We start from the raw sequence: 19,809 nt of genomic DNA, 5'->3' as shown, positions 1-19,809 counted from the left end.
CCATCCCACCCCGGGACTATCCCTCCCCGGGATCCCGCCGCGCCGCCCTGGGCCGCCGTGCCAGTACGCCGCCTGCCGCGAGCAGCGCCAGTCCCACGGCCGCGCCCACCGGGGCGCCGAACCGGGCCCGGCGCCCGGAGCCGCTCACCGGCTCGGGGCCGGGGCCGAAGTAGGGGCCGGCGGCCGCGGCGGGCGCGGGCACCGGCGGTTCGGGGGACATCGCGTCGGCGGCCTGCAGGGCGGCGACCGGGTCGACCAGCCCGAAGCCGCGGGCGTCGTCGCGGCCGCCGGCCGGAGAGTTGGAGGCGGTGTCCTCCAGCAGCTTCTTGATCTGCGCCGGGGACAGCCCGGGGTGGGCGGCCTTGACCAGGGCGACCGCGCCGGAGACGAACGCGGAGGCGGCGCTGGTGCCCCAGCCCTCGTAGTAGGAGCGGTCGGGGTCGGCGATGACGACCCCGACCCCGGGGGCGCTGACGGTGGCGTACCAGTTGCGGGTGGAGAAGGCGGCCTTGCGGCCCTTGCGGTCGACGGCCGTGACGGCGATCACCCCGGGGTAGGCGGCCGGGTAGGAGGCGTGGTCGCCCTGCAGGCCGCCGTTCCCGGCGGAGGCCACGACGACCGCCCCCTTCGCGAGGGCGTACTGGACGGCCTCGTCCTCGGAGGCCTCGTGGTGGGCGGAACTGCTGTCGTCGCCGAGGGACAGGTTGATGACGTCGGCGCCGTGGTCGGCGGCCCAGCGGATGCCCTCGGCGAGGGCGCCGCCCTTGCTGTCCCGGGCCTTGGCGCGGCCGGGGTCGCCCTCCTCCAGGATCACCCGGACCGGGAGGATCCTGGCCTGCGGGGCGACGCCGAGGACGCCCTTGCGGCGGTTGGGGCCGTGGCCGTGCCCGGCGATGATCCCGGCCATGGCGGTGCCGTGGCGGGCCCAGGCGCGGTCGCCGCGACCGGCTCCCATGCCGACGAGGTCGGCGCCCTCGAGGACCTGGCCGTCCAGGTCGGGGTGGTCCGGGTCGACCCCGGTGTCCAGGACGGCGACGGTGATCCCCTCGCCCCGGGTGGTCCCCCAGGCCTCCTCGGCGCGCAGGGCGGTCAGCCCCCACTGGCGGTCGCGGATGGCGTCGGCGGCGGCCGGGGGCGCGGCGGTGGCGAGGAACAGCGCGGCGAGGGCCATGGCCGGGACCAGGGGGCGGCGGCTCATCGGGCGCGCTCCCCGGCGGGGGGCCGGGTGGCGAGGGTCCGCAGGGCGTGCTCCATCAGGCCGGCGACGGCCTTGGTCTCGTGGCCGAGGCCCGCCTGGGCCACGGCTCCGGTGGCGTCCTTGCTCATGGTGTCCTCGGCGGGGCTGGGGGCGCCGAGGACGCGGCCGTCGGCGAAGGCGGAGACGGTGTAGACGACGACGGGGGCCTCGGCGAGGACGGTGGCGGTCCAGGCGGCCCGGCGGTCATCGGGGAATCCGTAGCCGGGCGGGGCGGTAAGCCGCCCGCTCAGGGAGTCCATGGCGGCGCCGCCGGCGGGGGTGAAGACCATGCCGACGGTGACGAACGAACTGCGGGTGGCGTCCGTGTAGGTGGCGCGCAGGACGCGGGTGCACCCGGTTTCGGCGAGCAGGGCCCGCCAGTCGGCGGCGAGTGCGTCGGCGCAGTCGGCGTCGGGGGCCAGGGCGATGCGGATCCACGAGCGGTCGGCGCCGCCGGGCCCGGCTCCCTGTCCGTCCAGGACGGGTGGGAAGAGGCTGTCGACCGGGGTGGAGCGCCAGAGGGAGCCGGCCTCGCGGTACGCGGCGTCGGCGGTCACCGGCCGGTGAGCGGCCCGGTATCCGGTGACGGCCGTGTAGCCGGCGCCGCCGGTGAGACCGAGGCCGAGGAGGCCGCACAGGGCGGCGGCGAAGATCTTTCCCGGGCGCCGCCGGGGCGCGGCCGGGGCCGGGTCGGGTGCGATCAGGACCCCGTCGTGCGGTGTGGACGTGCTCATCCGGCGGCTCAGCCCCCCGTTCCGTCGGCTGCCAGCCCCCCACTTTACGCGCCCGCTCCGGCCCGGCGGCGGCCCCCCGGAAGCGTCCGGGCCGGCCGGTCCGGGGGAACGCGCAGGTGGTGCGCCGCGACGGGGCAAGTGGCGCGCCGGGACGGGGCAGGACGTGCGCCGGGAGGCAGCAGGTGGTGCGCCGCGACGGCGCAGGACGTGCGCCGGGACGGTCCGCCGGGCGACCGGCCCGGCGGACCGCCGCATGTCCTACGGGGCGATCTGCACGCCCGTCAGCGCCGGGACGAACTGGTCGAGCTCGGTGCGCCAGTAGCGGTTGATGTTGAGGCGGGTGGGCTTCTCCTCGCCCGGGAGCCGGAAGCGCAGGGAGCTCCAGAGCGCGTTGCGCTTCACGTCGGTGACGAGGGTGCGGGCCTCGTCGAGCGGGATGACGTGCACGAGCTCCTTGGGGCGGTTGCTCATCCGGGAGGCCCGGTGGACGACGACGACCCGCTCGGTCAGGGTGACGAAGTAGTACTTCACGAAGAGCTGGCCGATCAGGCCGAGCTCGTTCATCAGCCAGGGGCTCGGGCCGGTGATGGTGTGGAACGTGACCACCGGACGGTCGTTCGGCTCGATCTCCCGGATCGCCTGTGCGACCTGCTCCTGCATGGTGGACTTGCGGATGGCCATCTGGCTCTTCCCCCTGAGTGGTGACTCCCCCGCGCACGTCAGCCGGGGACGGGCGAGAGTAGACACATTCGAACGGCCGTCTCAATGGCCAAAACGGGCATCCAGTGGTCGAGACCAAATTTTGACCAGAGCCTCCTCCATGGCCTCTGACCTGGCCGATGGACGGGACGGTCCGCGAACCCCCTACCCACGGGTACACCCATCTGGCAGGCTGCCGCCCATGAACTCCCCCGCCGCCGACCGGGCCCGTTACGACCGGGCCACCGCCCATCTCGACGCCCCGCTCGCCCTCGTGGATCTGGACGCGTTCGACGCCAACGCCGATGACCTCGTGCGTCGCGCCGGCGGGAAGCCGGTCCGGGTGGCGAGCAAGTCCGTACGGTGCCGCGTGCTGCTCGAACGGGTGCTGGCCCGGCCCGGGTTCGCCGGGATCATGTCGTACACCCTCGGCGAATCGATCTGGCTGGCCCGCTCCGGCTTCGAGGACGTGCTGCTCGCCTACCCGTCCGCCGACCGGGCCGGCTTCGCCGAGCTCGCCGCCGACCCGAAGCTGGCCGGCGCGGTCACCGTGATGGTCGACGACCCCGCGCAGCTGGAGCTGATCGACCGGGCCCGCGACGGTGGAGGCCAGGAGATCCGGGTCTGCCTGGAGCTGGACACCGCCCTGCACCTCTTCGGCGGCAAGGTGCGCGTCGGCGCCCGCCGCTCCCCGCTGCGCGAACCCGCCCAGCTGGCCGAGCTGGCCCGCGCGGTGAGCGCCCGGCCGGGCTTCCGCGTCGTGGGACTGATGGGATACGAGGGCCACGTGGCCGGGGTCGGCGACGCCCTCGCCGGACGTCCGCTGCGGTCGCGCGCCATCCGGCTGATGCAGGGCGCCGCCCGCAAGGAGCTGGCCGCCCGCCGGGCCGAGGCCGTACGGGCCGTGCGCGCCGTCGTCCCCGACCTGGAGTTCGTCAACGGCGGCGGCACCGGCAGCGTCCAGCAGACCGCCGCCGAGGACGCGGTCACCGAGATCGCCGCCGGCTCGGGGCTCTACGTACCGCGACTCTTCGACAACTACACCTCGTTCAGCGGCCGCCCGGCCGCGCTCTTCGCCCAGCCGGTGGTCCGCCGGCCCGGCGTCGGGGTGGTCACCGTGCTCGGCGGCGGATACCCGGCCTCCGGCGCGCCCGGCGCGGACCGGCTGCCGGTTCCGTACCTCCCCCAGGGCCTGCGCTACGACCCGCAGGAGGGGGCCGGCGAGGTGCAGACCCCGCTGCTCGGCGGTCCGGCCGACGATCTGCTGATCGGCGACCGGGTCTGGTTCCGGCACGCGAAGGCCGGTGAGCTGTGCGAGCGCTTCGACGAGCTGCACCTGGTCCAGGGCGACCGGGTGACGGCCACCGCCCCGACCTACCGGGGCGAGGGCCGCACGTTCCTCTGAGCGGGTACCGCTAGAACACCGAGTCCGTCTGGTCCGGGATGACGCTCGTGTCACCCCGGAGCACGGGCCCCGGGGTGCCGTCGCGGCCGGTGAAGCCGGTGGTCGCGCACGGGTACGGCGCGGCCTTCTGCTTCTTGGGCTGGATGAACATCGGGTTCACGATCCACTTGCCGTCGCTGTTGTCGTAGGCGCGGCACATCAGCTCGTTCTTGTTGCGGTTCACGACGAGCCGCAGCGCGGTCGCGTCCCGCAGGAACGTCACGTCCGTGTCGGAGTCGCCCGCGGCGAACACCTGGCGGCGGGCGGCCGGCTGGACCTTCTCGGCGGCGGCGCCGCGGACCCCGAAGATCTCCTTGTTGATCCAGCACCGCTTGCCGTCCACGTACGTGATCATCGTGTCGGCGCCGTCCCGGACGGACCCGCAGCCCTGCAGGTGGGAGGTGAACTTCCCGCCGGCGGTCGTGGTGCTGCGGATGCCGATGACGTGCCGCGCGTCGACGCCCACGCCCTCGGCCCACACCTCGACGACCGGCTGCGGCGAGGCCGAGCTGATCCAGACGTCGAAGCCGGCCTGCTGCAGGCCGGCTATGAGCTCCTTCTGCTGGTCGTAGTAGCGCACCCAGCCGGTGGCGGTGGCGGAGCCGACCTGCTGTTTGGCGTCGACCGGCGCGGCCAGGTTCTCGGCCTGGGCGGCGGCGGCGAAGCCGCGGATCTCGCGGGCGGTCCAGCCCTGCATGAGCTGCGGCAGCCAGGCGTAGGCGGGCTCGATCGTCCGGTGGTCCCAGCCGGCGAAGGCGGGGGCGCCCGCGCGGGTGGCGGCGGTGCCGTAGACGGCGTTCAGCTCGTCGGCGCAGCCGACGCCCGCGGGGGCGCCGGTGGGCAGCGGGGCGCCGGGCTTCGCGAGGGTGCCGCAGGCCTCGGCCAGGGCCTGGGCGGCGGCCGGGGTCAGGTAGCGGCTGGTGGTGGTCCAGTCGCCCTTGGCCGGCTGGCGGATCTTGCCGTTGCGCAGCAGCCAGAACATCTGCGCGTCGCCCACGTCGTTCTTGACGACGGTGTTGTCCCAGTCGAAGACCGCGACGGGCTTGTTGCGGCTGGGCCGGTACGGGTTGCACTCGCCGTACTCGTCGATGAGCTGCTGGAGCCGGGCCTGGTTGTCCCCGTACCACTCGGCCTGCAGCCGGGGGGTGGTGCAGTGGGCGCCGGGGCGGGCCGCCTGGGCGGCGGGCGCGGCGGCCACGAGGGTGCCGGCGGCCAGCGCGACGGCGGCGCCGACGGCCGGGAGCCGTCGTACGGAGTTGAGTCGGGTCACTGAGGTGGATTCTCCTGGTTCTTTCACAAGACCATCAAGGTCAAGATCGTCGCGGACGGTAGAACACGACAGCCGGGCGTCGTGCGACGCCCGGCTGTCGGGGAGGTGGAGTCCGGGTGAACCCTTGGCGCCGGGCCCCCGGAAGCCGCCTACAGGGGGGTGACGTACGCGCCGGAGATGCCGCCGTCGACGAGGAAGTCGGTGGCGTTGATGAAGGAGGAGTCGTCGCTGGCGAGGAAGGCGACGGCGGCCGCGATCTCGGTGGGCTCGGCGAACCGGCCCAGCGGGATGTGCACGAGCCGGCGGGCGGCGCGCTCGGGGTCCTTGGCGAACAGCTCCTGCAGGAGCGGGGTGTTGACGGGACCCGGGCAGAGCGCGTTGACCCGGATGCCCTCGCGGGCGAACTGCACGCCCAGCTCGCGGGACATGGCGAGCACGCCGCCCTTGGAGGCGGTGTACGAGATCTGCGAGGTGGCGGCGCCCATCCGGGCGACGAAGGAGGCGGTGTTGATGATGGAACCCCGGCCCTGGCGCCGCATGTAGGGCAGGGCCGCCTTGCAGCACAGGTAGACGGAGGTCAGGTTGACGTCCTGGACCCGCTTCCAGGCCTCCAGGCCGGTGGTGAGGATCGAGTCGTCGTCCGGGGGCGAGATGCCGGCGTTGTTGAAGGCGATGTCCACGGAGCCGTAGGTGTCGAAAGCGGTCTTGAAGAGGGCCTCGACCTCCTCCGGACTGGTCACGTCGACCTTCACGAAGGTGCCGCCGACCTCTTCGGCCGCGGCCTTGCCCGCGGTCTCGTCGATGTCCCCGCAGACGATGTTGGCGCCTTCGGAGGCCAGTCGCCGGGCGGTGGCCAGGCCGATGCCGCTGCCGGCTCCGGTGATGACGGCGGTACGGCCGACCAGCCGGCGGCAGACGTTCTCTTCGATGGAGCCGGTGGAACCGGTGGAATCGGTGCTCATGCTGTTCAGGCCTCCGTGCTGATGAAGACGTTCTTGGTCTCGGTGAAAGCGGTGAGGGAGTCCGGCCCGAGCTCGCGCCCGAGTCCGGACTGCTTGTACCCGCCGAAGGGGGTCCAGTAGCGGACGCTGCTGTGGGAGTTGACCGACAGGTTGCCGGCGGCGACGGCGCGCGAGACGCGCAGCGCGCGGCCCACGTCGCGGGTCCACAGGGAGCCGGCCAGGCCGTAGTCGGTGGCGTTGGCCAGGCGTACGGCGTCCTCCTCGTCCTCGAAGGGCAGGACGACGGCGACCGGCCCGAAGACCTCCTCGGTGGCCACGACGGCGGTGGGGTCGACGTCGGTGACGAGGGCCGGCGGGTACCAGAAGCCGGGGCCTTCGGGTGCGCTGCCGCGGATCACCGTGAGGTCATCGGTGATGTAGGACCGTACGCGGTCCAGCTGGACCCGCGAGATGAGCGGCCCCAGCTGCGTCTTCTCGTCGGACGGGTCCCCGACGACCACCTTTTCGATCTCGGGCGCCAGCAGCTCCATGAAGCGGTCGTACGCGGAGCGCTGTACGAGGATCCGGGTACGGGCGCAGCAGTCCTGGCCGGTGTTGTCCAGGAAGGACATGGGCGCCGAGGCCGCCGCGGCCTCCAGGTCCGCGTCGGCGAAGACGATGTTGGGGTTCTTGCCGCCGAGTTCGAGGGTGAGCCGCTTCACCCGGTCGGCGCACTTGGCCATGATCCGCTTGCCGACCCGGGTGGAGCCGGTGAACACGATCTTGGCCACGCCCGGGTGCTCGACGAGGGCGTCGCCCGCCACGTCGCCCCGGCCGGGCAGCACCTGCAGGAGGTGCTCGGGGAGCCCGGCCTCCAGGGCGAGCTCGGCCAGGCGCAGTGCGGTGAGCGGGGTGGTCTCGGCGGGCTTGAGGATGACCGCGTTGCCGGCGGCCAGGGCCGGGGCCAGGCCCCAGGCGGCGATCGGCATGGGGAAGTTCCACGGGGCGATCACGCCGATGACGCCGAGGGGCTCGAGGAAGGTGACGTCGATGCCGCCGGCGACGGGGATCTGGCGGCCGGAGAGGCGCTCCACTCCCCCGGCGGCGAAGTCGAGTACGTCGCGGACGTTGCCGGCCTCCCATCGGGCGTTGCCGATGGTGTGGCCCGCCTCCCGGACCTCCAGCCGTGCCAGTTCCTCGGTGTGCCCGTCGACGACGGCGGCGAAGCGGCGCAGCAGTCTGGCCCGGTCGGCGGGCGCGGCCGCCGCCCAGATCCGCTGGGCGGCGGCGGCCCGTACGACGGCGGCGTCGACGTCGCCCCGTGTGGCGGCCGGGACGACGGCGACGATTTCCTCGGTGGCCGGATTCAAGACTTCCAGCGCGTCGGACACGTGGTGGCCTTTCAGACGTTCGGGTGCGGTGGGTGCGGTGGATCCGGTAAGGCGGTGGATCCGGTCCTGCGGTGCGCAGGGACGGCTCGGGCCCTACAGGCGTTCGAAGGAGCGGCGCAGCTCCCAGTCGGTCACCGCGGAGTCGTACGCGTCCAGTTCGACGCGGGCCATGTTCCGGTAGTGGGCGACGACCTCGGGGCCGAAGGCCGCCTTGGCGATCTCGCTGTTCTCCCAGAGCTCGGCGGCCTCGCGCAAGGTGGTGGGAACGTGCGCGAAATCGGCGGTGTAGGCGTTGCCGGCGCAGGGGTCCGGCAGTTCGAGGCGGTTCTCGATGCCGTAGATCCCGGCCGCGACCAGGCCGGCGACGGCCAGGTGCGGGTTGACGTCGCCGCCCGGCAGGCGGTTCTCGAACCGCATGGATCGTCCGTGGCCGACCACGCGCAGCGCGCAGGTGCGGTTGTCCACGCCCCAGGCGACGGCGGTCGGCGCGAAGGATCCCGGCCGGAAACGCTTGTAGGAGTTGATGTTGGGGGCGTAGAGAAGGGAGAAGTCGCGCAGCGCGGCGAGCTGGCCGGCCAGGAAGTGACGCATCACCGGTGACATACCGCCGTGGGCGTGCGCGTCCGGGCCCTCGCCGGCCATCGCGTTGCGTCCGTCATCGTCGTTGAGCGAGAGGTGGATGTGACAGGAGTTGCCCTCGCGCTCGTCGTACTTGGCCATGAAGGTGAGCGAGACGCCCTCCTGGGCGGCGATCTCCTTCGCACCGGTCTTGTACACGGCGTGCTGGTCGCAGGTGGTCAGCGCCTCGTCGTAGCGGAAGGCGATCTCGTGCTGGCCGAGGTTGCACTCGCCCTTGGCCGACTCCACGACCAGGCCGGCGGCCTGCATCTGGTTGCGGATGCGGCGCAGCAGCGGTTCGATGCGGCCGGTCCCGAGGACGGAGTAGTCGATGTTGTACTGGTTGGCGGGGGTGAGGCCGCGGTAGTTGGAGTCCCAGGCCTGCTCGTAGGTGTCCTGGAAGACCATGAACTCCAGCTCGGTGCCCACCATCGCGGTGTAGCCGTGACCGGCGAGGCGTTCCAGCTGGCGGCGCAGGATCTGCCGGGGCGCGGCGACCACGGGCGAGCCGTCGTTCCAGGCGAGGTCGGCGAGGAGGAAGGCGCTGCCCGGGTTCCAGGGGATCCGGCGCAGGGTGGCGAGGTCGGGGTGCATGGCGAAGTCGCCGTAGCCCCGGTCCCAGGAGGACATCTCGTACCCGTCGACGGTGTTCATGTCCGTGTCGACGGCGAGGAGGTAGTTGCAGCCCTCGGTGCCGTGCTCGAGGACCTCGTCGAGGAAGAACTGTGCGGCGAACCGCTTGCCCTGGAGGCGCCCCTGCATGTCGGGGAAGGCCAGGACCACTGTGTCGATCTCACCGCTGGCGACGAGAACACGGAGTTCTTCGGTCGAAAGCGGCGGCTTGCGGTCTACCACGGGATTCTCTCCTTCGGTGAGCCGAGTGGGCCTAAGGTATTGAATAGAACCATTGCTTGGGAAGGGGAGGGGACCACATGACCGATACGGCGAGCGAAGACGACGCGATCGCGCGGCTCAATCCCGTACTGCGGCAGGTGCGGGCGGGCAACGGTTTCGAGGAGGCGCTGGAGCAGATCCTCCAGGTGGTCCGGCTGGGTCTGGTGCCCGGCGGGGAACGCCTGCCGCCCGAGCGCGAGTTGGCCGAGCGGATGGGGATCAGCCGGGTGACGCTCCGCGAGGTCCTGAAGGTGCTCCAGGACCAGGGCCTGGTGGAGGCCCGGCGCGGGCGGTACGGAGGAACGTTCGTCCTGCCCCGCCCCGACACCCCGGCCGGGGGCACCGAGGAGGAGCTGCGGCGCCGGGTCGCGGGCGTGGACATCGAGGACGTGCTGCGCTTCCGAGAGGTCCTGGAGGTGGGCGCGGCCGGGCTGTGCGCCTCGCAGGGGCTCACGGAACGGGACGCGGACCGGCTGCTCGGCGCGCTGGCCGCCACCCACGACGCCCCGCTCCCCGACTACCGCCGCCAGGACACGCTCTTCCACCTCACCCTGTGCGAACTCGCCGGATCCGCCACCCTGACGGCCCAGTACGCGGCCGTCCGGGCCACCGTGAACGACCTGCTGGACTGCATCCCGCTGCTGGTGCGCAACCTGGAGCACTCGCAGCAGCAGCACAGCGCGCTGGTCGAGGCGGTACTGGAGCGGGACGCGGACGCGGCGCGCGAGGTGATGCGCGAGCACTGCTGCGGCACGGCGGCGCTGCTGCGGGGGTTCCTGACCTGAACGGCGCCGGACCGAGAGGCATTCGTAACCCCCGTTTAACGCAGGGGTCTTGCGCCCGCCATGCCGGAGCGGCAAAGGTACGCCCCACAACCATTGCCCTAGGCAGGAGTGCACATGGCCGACGACACCGGCGCACGGCTGGCAGCCGTGCCCGAACCCACCACGTCCCTCGAGAACGCCGCCCCCGGGAACGGCTCGGACGGCTATCTGGAGCGCCGCACCCTTCGCCGCGGCAGCGCGGGCTGGCTGCTGCTGACGGGGCTCGGCGTCGCGTACGTCGTCTCCGGAGACTTCTCGGGCTGGAACGTCGGCCTCGCCCAGGGCGGTTTCGGCGGTCTCGCCATCGCCACCGTCCTGATGGGCGCGATGTACGCGTGCCTGGTCTTCTCCCTCGCCGAGCTGTCGGCGATCCTGCCCACCGCCGGCGGCGGTTACGGCTTCGCCCGCCGGGCACTCGGCACCTGGGGCGGCTTCCTCACCGGCACCGCGATCCTCATCGAGTACGTGCTCGCCCCGGCGGCCATCGCCATCTTCATCGGCGACTACGTCGAGTCGCTGAACCTCTTCGGCCTCACCTCCGGCTGGCCCGTCTACCTCGCCTGCTTCGCCATATTCATCGGCATCCACCTGTGGGGCGTCGGCGAGGCCCTGAGCTTCTCGCTCGTCGTCACCGCCATCGCGGTCATCGCCCTGATCGTCTTCGCGGCCGGCGCGTTCACCGAGTTCGACCCCGCCAACCTCGACAACATCGCGGTCGACACCTCCGCGGCCGGCGCGAGCTCGTGGCTGCCGCTGGGCTTCCTCGGCATCTGGGCCGCCTTCCCCTTCGGCATGTGGTTCTTCCTCGGCGTCGAGGGCGTGCCGCTGGCCGCCGAGGAGGCCAAGGACCCGGTCCGCTCCGTACCGCGCGCCCTGTCGATCTCCATGGGCATCCTGGTCCTGCTCGCCCTGGTCACCTTCCTCGCCTCGACCGGTGCGCGCGGAGCCGACGCCATCAAGGACGCGGGCAACCCGCTGGTCGTCGCCCTGGAGGGCAACCCGAACCTCTCCTGGCTGAAGACCTTCGTCAACTACGCGGGCCTGGCCGGACTCGTGGCCTCCTTCTTCTCCATCATCTACGCCGGCTCCCGCCAGCTGTTCGCCCTCTCCCGGGCCGGCTACCTCCCCCGCTTCCTGTCCCTGACCTCGAAGCGCAAGGCCCCGTACCTGGGCCTGCTCATCCCCGGCGCCATCGGCTTCGCGCTGGCCGCCGCCACCGGCAACGGCCCGCGCATGCTGAACATGGCGGTCTTCGGCGCGACCATCTCCTACGCCCTGATGGCCCTCTCCCACATCGTCCTGCGGCGCCGCGAGCCCGGCCTGGAGCGCCCGTACCGCACACCGGGCGGCATCGTGACCTCCTCGGTGGCCTTCGTACTCGCCCTGTCGGCCCTGGTCGCCACCTTCCTGGTGGACAAGGACGCGGCTTTCATCGCCCTGGCCGTGTACGCCGTCGCCCTCGCCTACTTCGCGTTCTACAGTCGGCACCACCTCGTGGCCTCCGCGCCGGAGGAGGAGTTCGCGGCCCTGGCGGAAGCCGAGGCCGAGCTCTCCCGCGACTGATCCCCGCCCCTTCACCCCTGTCCCCCGGAGGTACCCACCGTGCCCAGGCCGCTCATCGGCATCACCACCTACGTCGAGGCATCCACCCGCTACGGGGTGTGGGACGTCCCGACGGCCCTGGTCCCCACCGGGTACTACGAACTCGTGCAGGCGTCGGGCGGCACCGCCGTCCTGCTCCCGCCGGACGAACCGGAGACGGCGGCGGAGGTGCTGGCCCGACTGGACGGCTTGGTCGTGGCGGGCGGACCGGACGTGGACCCGGTCCGCTACGGCGCTCCGCGCGATCCCCGTACGGGCCCGGCGGCGACCCTGCGCGACGAGTGGGAGCTCTCCCTCATCGCCGCGGCACTGGATTCCCGCACCCCCCTGCTCGGGATCTGCCGGGGCATGCAGGCGCTGAACGTGGCGCTGGGCGGAACGCTGGTCCAGCACATCGACGGCCACGCGGCGGGCCCGGGCGTCGTCTCCTGGCACCCGGTCCGCCCGGTCCCCGGCACGCTGTACGCCTCGCTGGTCCCGGAGGAATCGGAGGTCCCGACCTACCACCACCAGGCCGTCGACCGCCTGGGCCACGGCCTCGTCGCCTCGTCCCACGCCCTGGACGGCACGGTGGAGTCGATCGAACTCCCCGACCCCGCCCACTGGACCCTGGGCGTCCAGTGGCACCCGGAACGCGACAAGGACACCCGAGTCATGTCAGCCCTGGTGGCGGCGGCCTCCGCCCTGGCCCGGGTCTGACCCCCAGCAACCCAGCCCCACCGGCGTTTGAGGCGCGGGGTCTGGGGCGGAGCCCCAGGGGGCCGGGCGCAGCCCGGCCCCCTGTCCTCGAACGCCGGGCGGGCTGAAGGGCCGGCGCCGCGGCAGTCAGTGCCGGGTCAGCGCGAGCAGGTCCCGCGCGGGGCCCGCCGGCCGGGCCCCCGCGGGCCAGACCGCCCGGAGCTCCCGCTCCAGGCCCGCGCCCAGCACCGGCACGGACACCAGCCGCCGCCCCGCCAGCTCGTCCCCCACCGCCAGCTCCGACAGCACGCACGGCCCGGCCCCGCTCACGGCCGCCGCCTTCACCGCGGTGGTGGAGGCCAGTTCCAGCAGCGGCTCCGCCAGCCCCCCGCACCCGGCCAGCGCCGCGTCCAGCACCTGCCGGGTCCCCGACCCCCGCTCCCGCAGGATCAGCGCGGTGGCCGCCAGCTCCGCCGGCTCCACCCCCCGCGAACGCCGCGCCCACGGGTGCCCGGGAGCCACCGCCACCACGAGGCGGTCCTGCGCGATGACCACGGAGTCGAGCCCTTCCGGCACGCTGAGCCCCTCCACGAAGCCGAGGTCCGCCTCGTGCGCGAGGACCCGGTCGGCGACGACCGCCGAGTTCCCGGCGTGCAGGGACACCGCCGTCCCGGGGCGCTGCCCGCGCAGCGCGATCAGCCAGCCGGGCAGCAGGTACTCCGCGATGGTCATGCTGGCCGCGACCCGCAGCCGGGAGTCGCGCCGGCCCCGCAGCGCCTGCGCACCCGCGTCGAAGGCCTCGGCGGCCTCCACCACCCGGCGCGCCCAGTCCGTGACCAGCGCGCCCTCCGCCGTCAGGGTCGATCCGCGCGGCGAGCGGTCCACGAGCGCGACGCCGAGCCGGGTCTCCATCGCCCGGATCCGGCTGCTGGCGGCGGGCTGGGTGATGCCGAGCCGCCGCGCTGCGCCGCTCAGGCTGCCCACCCGCGCGACGGCGAGCAGCAGTTCCATGGCCCCGAGGTCCGGGACCCGGTGCGCCAGCGGTACCTGTCCCTCGGCCGCCCGCTCCTCATTGCCGTACCCATTACCCATAACTTCAGTTTATGCCCTCATAGGGAAGATCCCTCTGCCGTCCGGCCCCGCCCGGCGGGACGCTGGACCCATGGCCACCACCCTCGTACGACCCCGTCCCACCACCCCCGGGATCCTCCGGCCCCACAAGGCCCCCTCGCTGCGCCACCTCGGCCCCAACTGGTACGCCTCCGTCATGGGCACGGCGATCATCGCCAACGCCGGCGCGACCCTCCCGTACCAGCTCCCCGGCCAGCGCGTGCTCTGCCAGGTCTTCTGGGTGCTGGCCGCCACCGCCCTGGCCGTGCTGCTGACCGCCCGCGCGGGCCACTGGCTCCACCACCGCGACCAGGCCCGCGCGCATCTGCTGGACCCCGCCGTGGCCCCCTTCTACGGATGTCTCTCGATGGCCCTGCTGGCCGTCGGCGGCGGCACCCTCATCGTCGGCAAGGACCTCATCGGAGTACCCGCCGCCGTGGCCGTCGACACGGTCCTGTTCACCGCGGGCACCGCGATCGGCCTCCTCGCCGCCGTGGCCGTCCCCTACCTGATGGTGGTCCGCCACAAGGTCGAGGCCCACCAGGCCACACCCGTGTGGCTGCTCCCCGTGGTCGCCCCCATGGTCTCCGCCGCGCTGGGCCCGCTGCTCATCCCCCACCTGGCCGCCGGCCAGGCCCGCGAGGCCATGCTGCTCGCCTGCTACGCCATGTTCGGCCTCAGCCTGCTCGCCACCCTGCTGCTGCTCCCCCTGGTCTTCGGCCGGCTGATCATCAGCGGCCCCCTGCCCCTGGTGCTCACCCCGACCCTATTCCTGGTCCTGGGCCCACTCGGGCAGTCCACCACCGCCGTCAACTCCCTCGCGGACATGGCCCCCCAGTCGATAGCCGCCCCCTACACCGGCGCCTTCGCCGCCTTCGCGGTCGTCTACGGGGTCCCCGTGATGGGTTTCGCCCTCCTCTGGGTGGCGCTGGCCTCGGCGATGCTGCTGCGGGCCGCCCGGGAGGGGATGGGGTTCGCCATGACCTGGTGGGCGCTGACCTTCCCCGTGGGCACCTGTGTCACCGGCGCGGCCGGACTGGCCCGCCACACCGGACTCACCGCCTTCGCCTGGCTGGCCGCGGCCCTGTTCCTGGCCCTGCTGACCGCCTGGTTCCTGGCCGCCGCGAACACCCTGCGCGGCCTGCGCACCGGCCGGCTCCTGGCCGCGCCCCGCTAGGACGCTCCTGGCCGCGCCCCGCCAAGCCGCGCCCCGCTAGGCCTGGCCCCGCAGGGCCGCCGCCAGCACCGCCGGAGCCTCGGCCAGCGAGGGCCCGTACCAGGTCAGCATGCGGCCGTCGACGAGGGCGGCCGGGATGTCCGGAAACGCCTCGGGCCCGTCGTCGGCGGTGAAGCGGTAGGGCTCGTCCGGGAGCACCACGAGCTCGCAGCCGGCGGCCGCCAGCTCGGCCGCCGGGACCCTCGGATAGCGCTCCGGGTGCCCGGCGTAGACGTTGCGCACCCCGAGGCGTGCCAGCAGGTCCCCCGCGAAGGTGTCGCGGCCGAGCACCATCCAGGGCCGCCGCCAGACCGGCACGAAGGCCGGGCGCAGCTCCCTCGGCGGTTCCACCCGGGCCCACGCGGCCTCCGCGTCCGCCAGCCACCCGGGCCGCGCCAGACCCAGGGCCCCCACCAGCACCCGGTCCAGTTCGCGGAAGGCCTGCGGCAGGTCCCGTACCTCGGTGACCAGCACCTCCAGGCCGGCCGCGCGCAGCGCCGCCAGGTCCGGGGCCCGGTTCTCCTCCTCGTTGGCGACGACCAGGTCCGGGCGCAGCTCCGCGATCGCGCGCACGTCGGGGTTCTTCGTCCCCCCGACGCGCACCGCGTCCCCCAGGTCGCCCGGGTGCGTGCACCAGTCGGTCACCCCGACCAGCGCCCCGGGCGCGCTCAGGGCCACCGCCTCGGTCAGGGACGGCACCAGCGAGACGACGCGCCTGCGCATCCGGTCAGTGTTCCGGGCAGGGCGGTTCGGAGGTCGCGTGGATGTGCTCGCCGACCGCGACGATCAGGATCCGGGTGTCCTCGGTGACGGCCCGCCAGCGGTGGCGCACCCCGCCGGACAGGAACAGCGCGTCGCCGTTCTCCAGCCGGTACGCCCGCCCCTCGGCCTCCACCTGGCAGGCTCCCGAGACCACGTACATCAGCTCGTCGTTGCGGTGCTGGTACTCCCGGCCGGCGGCCTGGTCCCCGGTGAACTCCAGGGCGTGCAGCTGGTGGTGCCCGCGCACGAGGGGCCGTACGCCGGGAACCGGGGTGAGCCCCGAGTCGTCGCCGGCCCGTACGAGGTCCACGGTGCGCGCGGTGTCGGAGGCGGCCAGCAGGTCGACGGCCGTGGTCTCCAGGGCATCGGCGACCCGCTCCAGGGAGCGCATGCTGGGCCGGGCCCGCTCGTTCTCTATCTGGCTCAGGAAGGGGACCGACAGGCCGCTGCGCGCCGATACGGCGGCGAGGGTCAGGTGCAGTGCCCGGCGTCTCTTGCGCACGGCCACGCCCACCCGGAGCGGTTCCTTGGAGTCCTTGTCCCTGTCCCGCTCCTTGTCGTCCGCGCCGGTCGCCGCGCTCGTGCCGTTCCTGCCGTCGGTGCCGTTCCTGCCGTCGGTGCCGTCCCTGTCGTCCATGGCGGGGCTGCCCTCCCCTTGTCCCGGTCCATCGCACATGACACATCGCCCATCGGTGTGCTGTAAGCACCTTACGCAGCAACCGGCCCCGGTTTCTTGCTCAAGTCCGGAGGAGGCCGCACGAGGAGGCCGCACCCGCGCCACTTTCCGTTTGCCCGCGGTGCATCATCGTGATCGTGACGACGACTCGACGCCTGATGCTCCTGGACACCGCTTCCCTCTACTACCGCGCGTACTTCGGCGTGCCGGATTCCGTGAAGGCCCCCGACGGGACCCCGGTCAATGCCGTGCGGGGCCTGCTCGACTTCATCGGCCGCCTCGTGCAGGACCACCGCCCCGACGACCTGGTGGCCTGCATGGACGCCGACTGGCGGCCGCACTGGCGGGTGGAACTGATCCCCTCCTACAAGGCCCACCGGGTCGCGCGGGAGACGGACACCGGCCCGGACGTCGAGGAGACCCCGGACACCCTGGCCCCGCAGGTCCCGATCATCGAGGCGGCGCTGGACGCCTTCGGCATCGCCCGGGTGGGGGTGGCAGGGTACGAGGCGGACGACGTGATCGGCACGCTGACCACCCGCGCCACCGGCCCGGTGGACATCGTCACGGGCGACCGGGACCTGTACCAGCTGGTCGACGATGCGAAGCGGCGGCGCGTGCTGTACCCGCTGAAGGGTGTCGGCACCCTCCAGGTGACCGACGAGGCCTGGCTGCGCGAGAAGTACGGGGTGGACGGGCCCGGCTACGCGGACCTGGCGCTGCTGCGCGGCGACCCGAGCGACGGCCTGCCGGGGGTGCCCGGCATCGGCGAGAAGACGGCCGCGAAGCTGCTGGACGCCTACGGGGACCTGGCCGGGATCATCGCGGCGATCGACGACCCGAAGGCGAAGCTGACCCCCACCCAGCGCAAGCGGCTGGACGAGTCCCGGCCCTACCTCGCGGTGGCCCCCAAGGTCGTCCAGGTCGCCTCGGACGTTCAACTGCCGCAGTTCGATCCGTCCCTTCCGTCCCTTCCCGCCCAGCCCGACCTGGTGGCGGCACTCGCGCACCGGTGGGGTCTGGGTGGAGCAGTTGAACGCCTGAGCAGCGCTCTGCGCCACTGAGGTGCTAACTTAGGTAATCCTAAGCTTCACGAAAGTCAGGGTCGGAAAGTCAGGGAGACGCCGTGGCAGAAGGACGCGCCCGCAAGGTCGGCACCGCAGTCGTCTTGCGCACCGAACAGTTGACCCCGCACATGGTGCGGATCGTGCTGGGCGGTGACGGGCTGGCCGGATTCGGCGCGGGCGCGTACACCGACCACTACGTGAAGGTCCTCTTCGCACCGGAGGGCGTCACCTACGCCTCCCCGTGGGACCTGGAGCAGATCCGCGCGTCCCACCCCCGCGAGGAATGGCCGCGCCAGCGGGCGTACACGGTGCGCGCCTGGGATCCGCTGCACCGTGAGCTGACCCTCGATTTCGTGGTCCACGGCGACGAGGGACTGGCCGGCCCCTGGGCGGCGCGCGCCCAACCAGGTGAAATCGTGCGCTTCCTCGGGCCGGGCGGCGCCTACGCCCCGGACCCGCTCGCCGGGTGGCATCTGCTGGTCGGTGACGAAAGCGCCCTGCCGGCGATCGGCGCGGCGATGGAGCGGATGCCCGCCGGGGCCCGGGTCCACGCGTTCGTGGAGGTCGAGGGACCGGCGGACGAGCAGCAGATCGCCACCCCCGACGGCATCGTCCCCTTCTGGGTGCACCGCGGCTCCCGCCCGGTCGGCGAGGCCCTGACCGAGGCCGTCCGGGCCCTGGCCTTCCCCTCCCAGGACGTCCACGCCTTCGTCCACGGCGAGGCCGGCTTCGTCAAGGACCTGCGCCACCACCTGCGCGTGGACCGCGGCATCCCGCGCGAACGCCTGTCGATCTCCGGCTACTGGCGCCTGGGCGAGACGGACGAGGGCTGGCGCGCGATCAAGCGCGACTGGAACGCCGAGGTCGAAGCCGAGCAGGAGCCGGTCGGCGCCTTGCGCTGACGCACCCCGGGGGGACCCGCCACGGGCGTACCCGCCACGGGCGTGCCGGGACGCACCTGCCGGCGCACGCGTGCGGCCCCCGCTCCCCCGCGGGCGGTGTCACCCGGACGGCGGGACAATGACCGCATGCGTACGCTCCGCGCGCTCACGGCAGCCGGAGCCGCAGCCCTCCTGGCCGCGGCCGGGACGACGGCGGCCACCGGGACGACAGCGGCAGCCGGGACGACGGCTGCAACCGGGACGACGGCACTGATCGGGACGACAGCGGCCGCACCGGGCCCGCCCACCCCGAAACCCCAGATCACCGACGCCCAGGTGGACACGGCCCTGCGGCGCCTGGACGCGACCGTCACGGACATGATGCGCCGCACCGGGGTCCCCGGTGTCTCCGTCGCCGTCGTCCACGACGACAAGGTGGTCCACCTCAAGGGGTTCGGCCTGCGCCGGGTCGGCGACAAGGCGGCCGTGGACCCCGACACGGTCTTCCAGATCGCCTCCCTCTCCAAGCCCGTCTCCTCCACCGTCGTGGCCGGCGTCCTGAAGGACCCGGCCGACTGGGACCGGCACACGGAGCTCCCCGGCTTCGCCCTCAAGGACCCCTGGGTGACCTCGCACGTCACCACCGCCGACCTGTTCTCCCACCGCAGCGGCCTGCCCGACCACGCCGGCGACCTCCTCGAAGACCTCGGCTACGACCAGGCGTACGTCCTCGACCACCTGCGCCTGGCCCCCCTCACCCCCTTCCGGGCGAGCTACGCCTACACCAACTTCGGTTTCACCGCCGCCGCCGAGGCCATCGCCCGTTCCCGGAACACCACCTGGCAGAAGCTCAGCGCCGACACCCTCTTCACGCCGGCCGGCATGACGCACACCAGTACCCAGTTCCGGGCCTTCGAGACCGCCCCCGACCACGCCGCCACGCACGTCAGGAACCCCGACGGCAGCTGGAGCCCCCGCTTCGTCCGCGACCCCGACGCCCAGGCCCCGGCCGGCGGCGTGAGTTCCACGGCGCGCGACATGTCCCGCTGGCTGCGCCTGCAGCTCTCCGGCGGCACCCTCGACGGCAAGCGGATCGTCCCCGCCGACACCCTGGCCCGCACCCACGTCCCCGAGATCGTGTCGCAGCCGCCCGCCGCGCCCACCGCCCGCACCGGTTTCTACGGTCTGGGCTGGAACGTCTCCTACGACGACGCCGGCCGCCTGCGCCTGAGCCACTCCGGCGCCTTCGCGCTGGGCGCCAACACCAACGTCACCATGCTCCCTCTGGAACGGCTCGGCATCGTCGTCCTCACCAACGGCGCCCCCGTGGGCCTCGCCGACGCCGTCGCCCTCGATTTCTTCGACACCGCCGAGCACGCCAAGCCGACCACCGACTGGCTGGCGCTGACGGGCCCGCTCTACGCCCAGCTCGACGAGGCGGGCCGCTCCCCCACCGACTACGCCCGCCCGCCCGCGGCGGCGAAGCCGGCCCGGCAGGACTCCGCGTACACCGGGACCTACGAGAACCCGTACTACGGCAAGCTGACCGTGGCGGCCACGGGCGCGGGCGGGCTGACGCTGTCCCTCGGCCCGGAGCCGATGGTCTTCACCCTCACCCACTACGACGGGGACACCTTCAGCTACGAGACCGCCGGGGAGAACGCGGTCGGCCGCACCGGGGTGACCTTCTCCCCCTCCGAGCACACGGTCCGCGTCGAGTACCTGGACGCCGACCACCTGGGGACCTTCACCCGCGGTTAGGCCG

Annotated in this window: 18 protein-coding genes; 8 read left to right on the top strand and 10 right to left on the bottom strand. The window is 73.2% G+C overall.

Going from position 1 to position 19,809, the window contains the following annotated elements:
- Window positions 1-16 precede the first annotated feature (16 nt).
- The 3 genes from mycP to OG904_RS25460 form a co-directional block, all read right to left on the bottom strand.
- The gene (gene mycP, locus OG904_RS25470; protein ID WP_405494739.1) at window positions 17-1,198 is read right to left on the bottom strand and encodes a type VII secretion-associated serine protease mycosin; all 1,182 of its coding nucleotides are present in this window, start codon (window positions 1,196-1,198) and stop codon (window positions 17-19) included.
- The gene (locus OG904_RS25465; protein ID WP_405494737.1) at window positions 1,195-1,971 is read right to left on the bottom strand and encodes a hypothetical protein; all 777 of its coding nucleotides are present in this window, start codon (window positions 1,969-1,971) and stop codon (window positions 1,195-1,197) included. The genes mycP and OG904_RS25465 overlap by 4 nt, the downstream gene beginning before the upstream one ends.
- Window positions 1,972-2,229: 258 nt before the next feature.
- On the bottom strand, window positions 2,230-2,652 hold the full coding sequence (locus tag OG904_RS25460; protein WP_405494735.1) for a hypothetical protein: 423 nt from the start codon (window positions 2,650-2,652) through the stop codon (window positions 2,230-2,232).
- A gap of 220 nt (window positions 2,653-2,872) precedes the next feature.
- On the opposite strand from OG904_RS25460, the gene OG904_RS25455 reads away from it, so the two are divergent.
- Window positions 2,873-4,075, top strand: coding sequence for an amino acid deaminase/aldolase (locus tag OG904_RS25455; protein ID WP_405494733.1), 1,203 nt, complete (start codon window positions 2,873-2,875; stop codon window positions 4,073-4,075).
- A 10-nt stretch (window positions 4,076-4,085) separates the two neighbouring features.
- Here OG904_RS25455 and OG904_RS25450 read toward each other — a convergent pair whose 3' ends face one another.
- From OG904_RS25450 to OG904_RS25435, 4 genes are all read right to left on the bottom strand, one after another.
- Window positions 4,086-5,384: a haloacid dehalogenase-like hydrolase gene (locus tag OG904_RS25450; RefSeq protein WP_405494731.1), complete on the bottom strand. Its 1,299-nt coding sequence runs from the start codon at window positions 5,382-5,384 to the stop codon at window positions 4,086-4,088.
- Window positions 5,385-5,533: 149 nt separating this feature from the next.
- The gene (locus OG904_RS25445; RefSeq protein WP_405494729.1) at window positions 5,534-6,346 is read right to left on the bottom strand and encodes a 3-oxoacyl-ACP reductase; all 813 of its coding nucleotides are present in this window, start codon (window positions 6,344-6,346) and stop codon (window positions 5,534-5,536) included.
- A 5-nt stretch (window positions 6,347-6,351) separates the two neighbouring features.
- The gene (locus tag OG904_RS25440; protein ID WP_405494727.1) at window positions 6,352-7,716 is read right to left on the bottom strand and encodes an aldehyde dehydrogenase family protein; all 1,365 of its coding nucleotides are present in this window, start codon (window positions 7,714-7,716) and stop codon (window positions 6,352-6,354) included.
- A gap of 93 nt (window positions 7,717-7,809) precedes the next feature.
- On the bottom strand, window positions 7,810-9,189 hold the full coding sequence (locus OG904_RS25435) for a glutamine synthetase family protein (RefSeq protein ID WP_405494725.1): 1,380 nt from the start codon (window positions 9,187-9,189) through the stop codon (window positions 7,810-7,812).
- Window positions 9,190-9,266: 77 nt separating this feature from the next.
- Between OG904_RS25435 and OG904_RS25430 the strand changes: the two genes are divergently transcribed.
- The 3 genes from OG904_RS25430 to OG904_RS25420 all read left to right on the top strand — a co-directional run bounded on the left by OG904_RS25430 (window position 9,267) and on the right by OG904_RS25420 (window position 12,353).
- Entirely contained in the window at window positions 9,267-10,013 is a 747-nt protein-coding gene (locus tag OG904_RS25430) for a FadR/GntR family transcriptional regulator (protein ID WP_405494723.1), read from the top strand.
- Window positions 10,014-10,127: 114 nt separating this feature from the next.
- Window positions 10,128-11,615, top strand: a complete 1,488-nt coding sequence (eat, locus tag OG904_RS25425; RefSeq protein ID WP_405494721.1) for an ethanolamine permease — start codon at window positions 10,128-10,130, stop codon at window positions 11,613-11,615.
- A 39-nt stretch (window positions 11,616-11,654) separates the two neighbouring features.
- Window positions 11,655-12,353 (top strand): gamma-glutamyl-gamma-aminobutyrate hydrolase family protein, encoded by a 699-nt coding sequence (locus OG904_RS25420; RefSeq protein ID WP_405494719.1) that lies wholly within the window; start codon window positions 11,655-11,657, stop codon window positions 12,351-12,353.
- A gap of 126 nt (window positions 12,354-12,479) precedes the next feature.
- Here the strand turns inward: OG904_RS25420 and OG904_RS25415 are convergent, their stop codons facing one another.
- Window positions 12,480-13,424: a LysR family transcriptional regulator gene (locus OG904_RS25415; RefSeq protein ID WP_405494717.1), complete on the bottom strand. Its 945-nt coding sequence runs from the start codon at window positions 13,422-13,424 to the stop codon at window positions 12,480-12,482.
- 70 nt (window positions 13,425-13,494) lie between these two features.
- Between OG904_RS25415 and OG904_RS25410 the strand changes: the two genes are divergently transcribed.
- Window positions 13,495-14,619, top strand: coding sequence for a TDT family transporter (locus tag OG904_RS25410; protein ID WP_405494715.1), 1,125 nt, complete (start codon window positions 13,495-13,497; stop codon window positions 14,617-14,619).
- Between the two features lie 36 nt (window positions 14,620-14,655).
- On the opposite strand, the gene OG904_RS25405 is transcribed toward OG904_RS25410, so the two are convergent.
- Complete coding sequence (locus tag OG904_RS25405; protein WP_405494713.1) at window positions 14,656-15,381, bottom strand: helical backbone metal receptor; 726 nt, start codon at window positions 15,379-15,381, stop codon at window positions 14,656-14,658.
- Between the two features lie 4 nt (window positions 15,382-15,385).
- Complete coding sequence (locus OG904_RS25400; RefSeq protein ID WP_405498266.1) at window positions 15,386-15,934, bottom strand: helix-turn-helix domain-containing protein; 549 nt, start codon at window positions 15,932-15,934, stop codon at window positions 15,386-15,388.
- Window positions 15,935-16,254: 320 nt separating this feature from the next.
- On the opposite strand from OG904_RS25400, the gene OG904_RS25395 reads away from it, so the two are divergent.
- The 3 genes from OG904_RS25395 (at window position 16,255) to OG904_RS25385 (ending at window position 19,805) form a co-directional block, all read left to right on the top strand.
- Window positions 16,255-17,160: a 5'-3' exonuclease H3TH domain-containing protein gene (locus OG904_RS25395; protein ID WP_405498264.1), complete on the top strand. Its 906-nt coding sequence runs from the start codon at window positions 16,255-16,257 to the stop codon at window positions 17,158-17,160.
- Window positions 17,161-17,222: 62 nt separating this feature from the next.
- Window positions 17,223-18,065 (top strand): siderophore-interacting protein, encoded by an 843-nt coding sequence (locus tag OG904_RS25390; RefSeq protein WP_405494711.1) that lies wholly within the window; start codon window positions 17,223-17,225, stop codon window positions 18,063-18,065.
- 126 nt (window positions 18,066-18,191) lie between these two features.
- On the top strand, window positions 18,192-19,805 hold the full coding sequence (locus OG904_RS25385) for a serine hydrolase (protein ID WP_405494709.1): 1,614 nt from the start codon (window positions 18,192-18,194) through the stop codon (window positions 19,803-19,805).
- The last annotated feature ends 4 nt before the right edge of the window (window positions 19,806-19,809 follow it).

Source organism: Streptomyces sp. NBC_00096 (assembly GCF_045041305.1).
Classification (GTDB): domain Bacteria; phylum Actinomycetota; class Actinomycetes; order Streptomycetales; family Streptomycetaceae; genus Streptomyces.
Note: the sequence above shows the minus strand (reverse complement) of the source record. Positions and strands in the feature narration are given on the sequence as shown.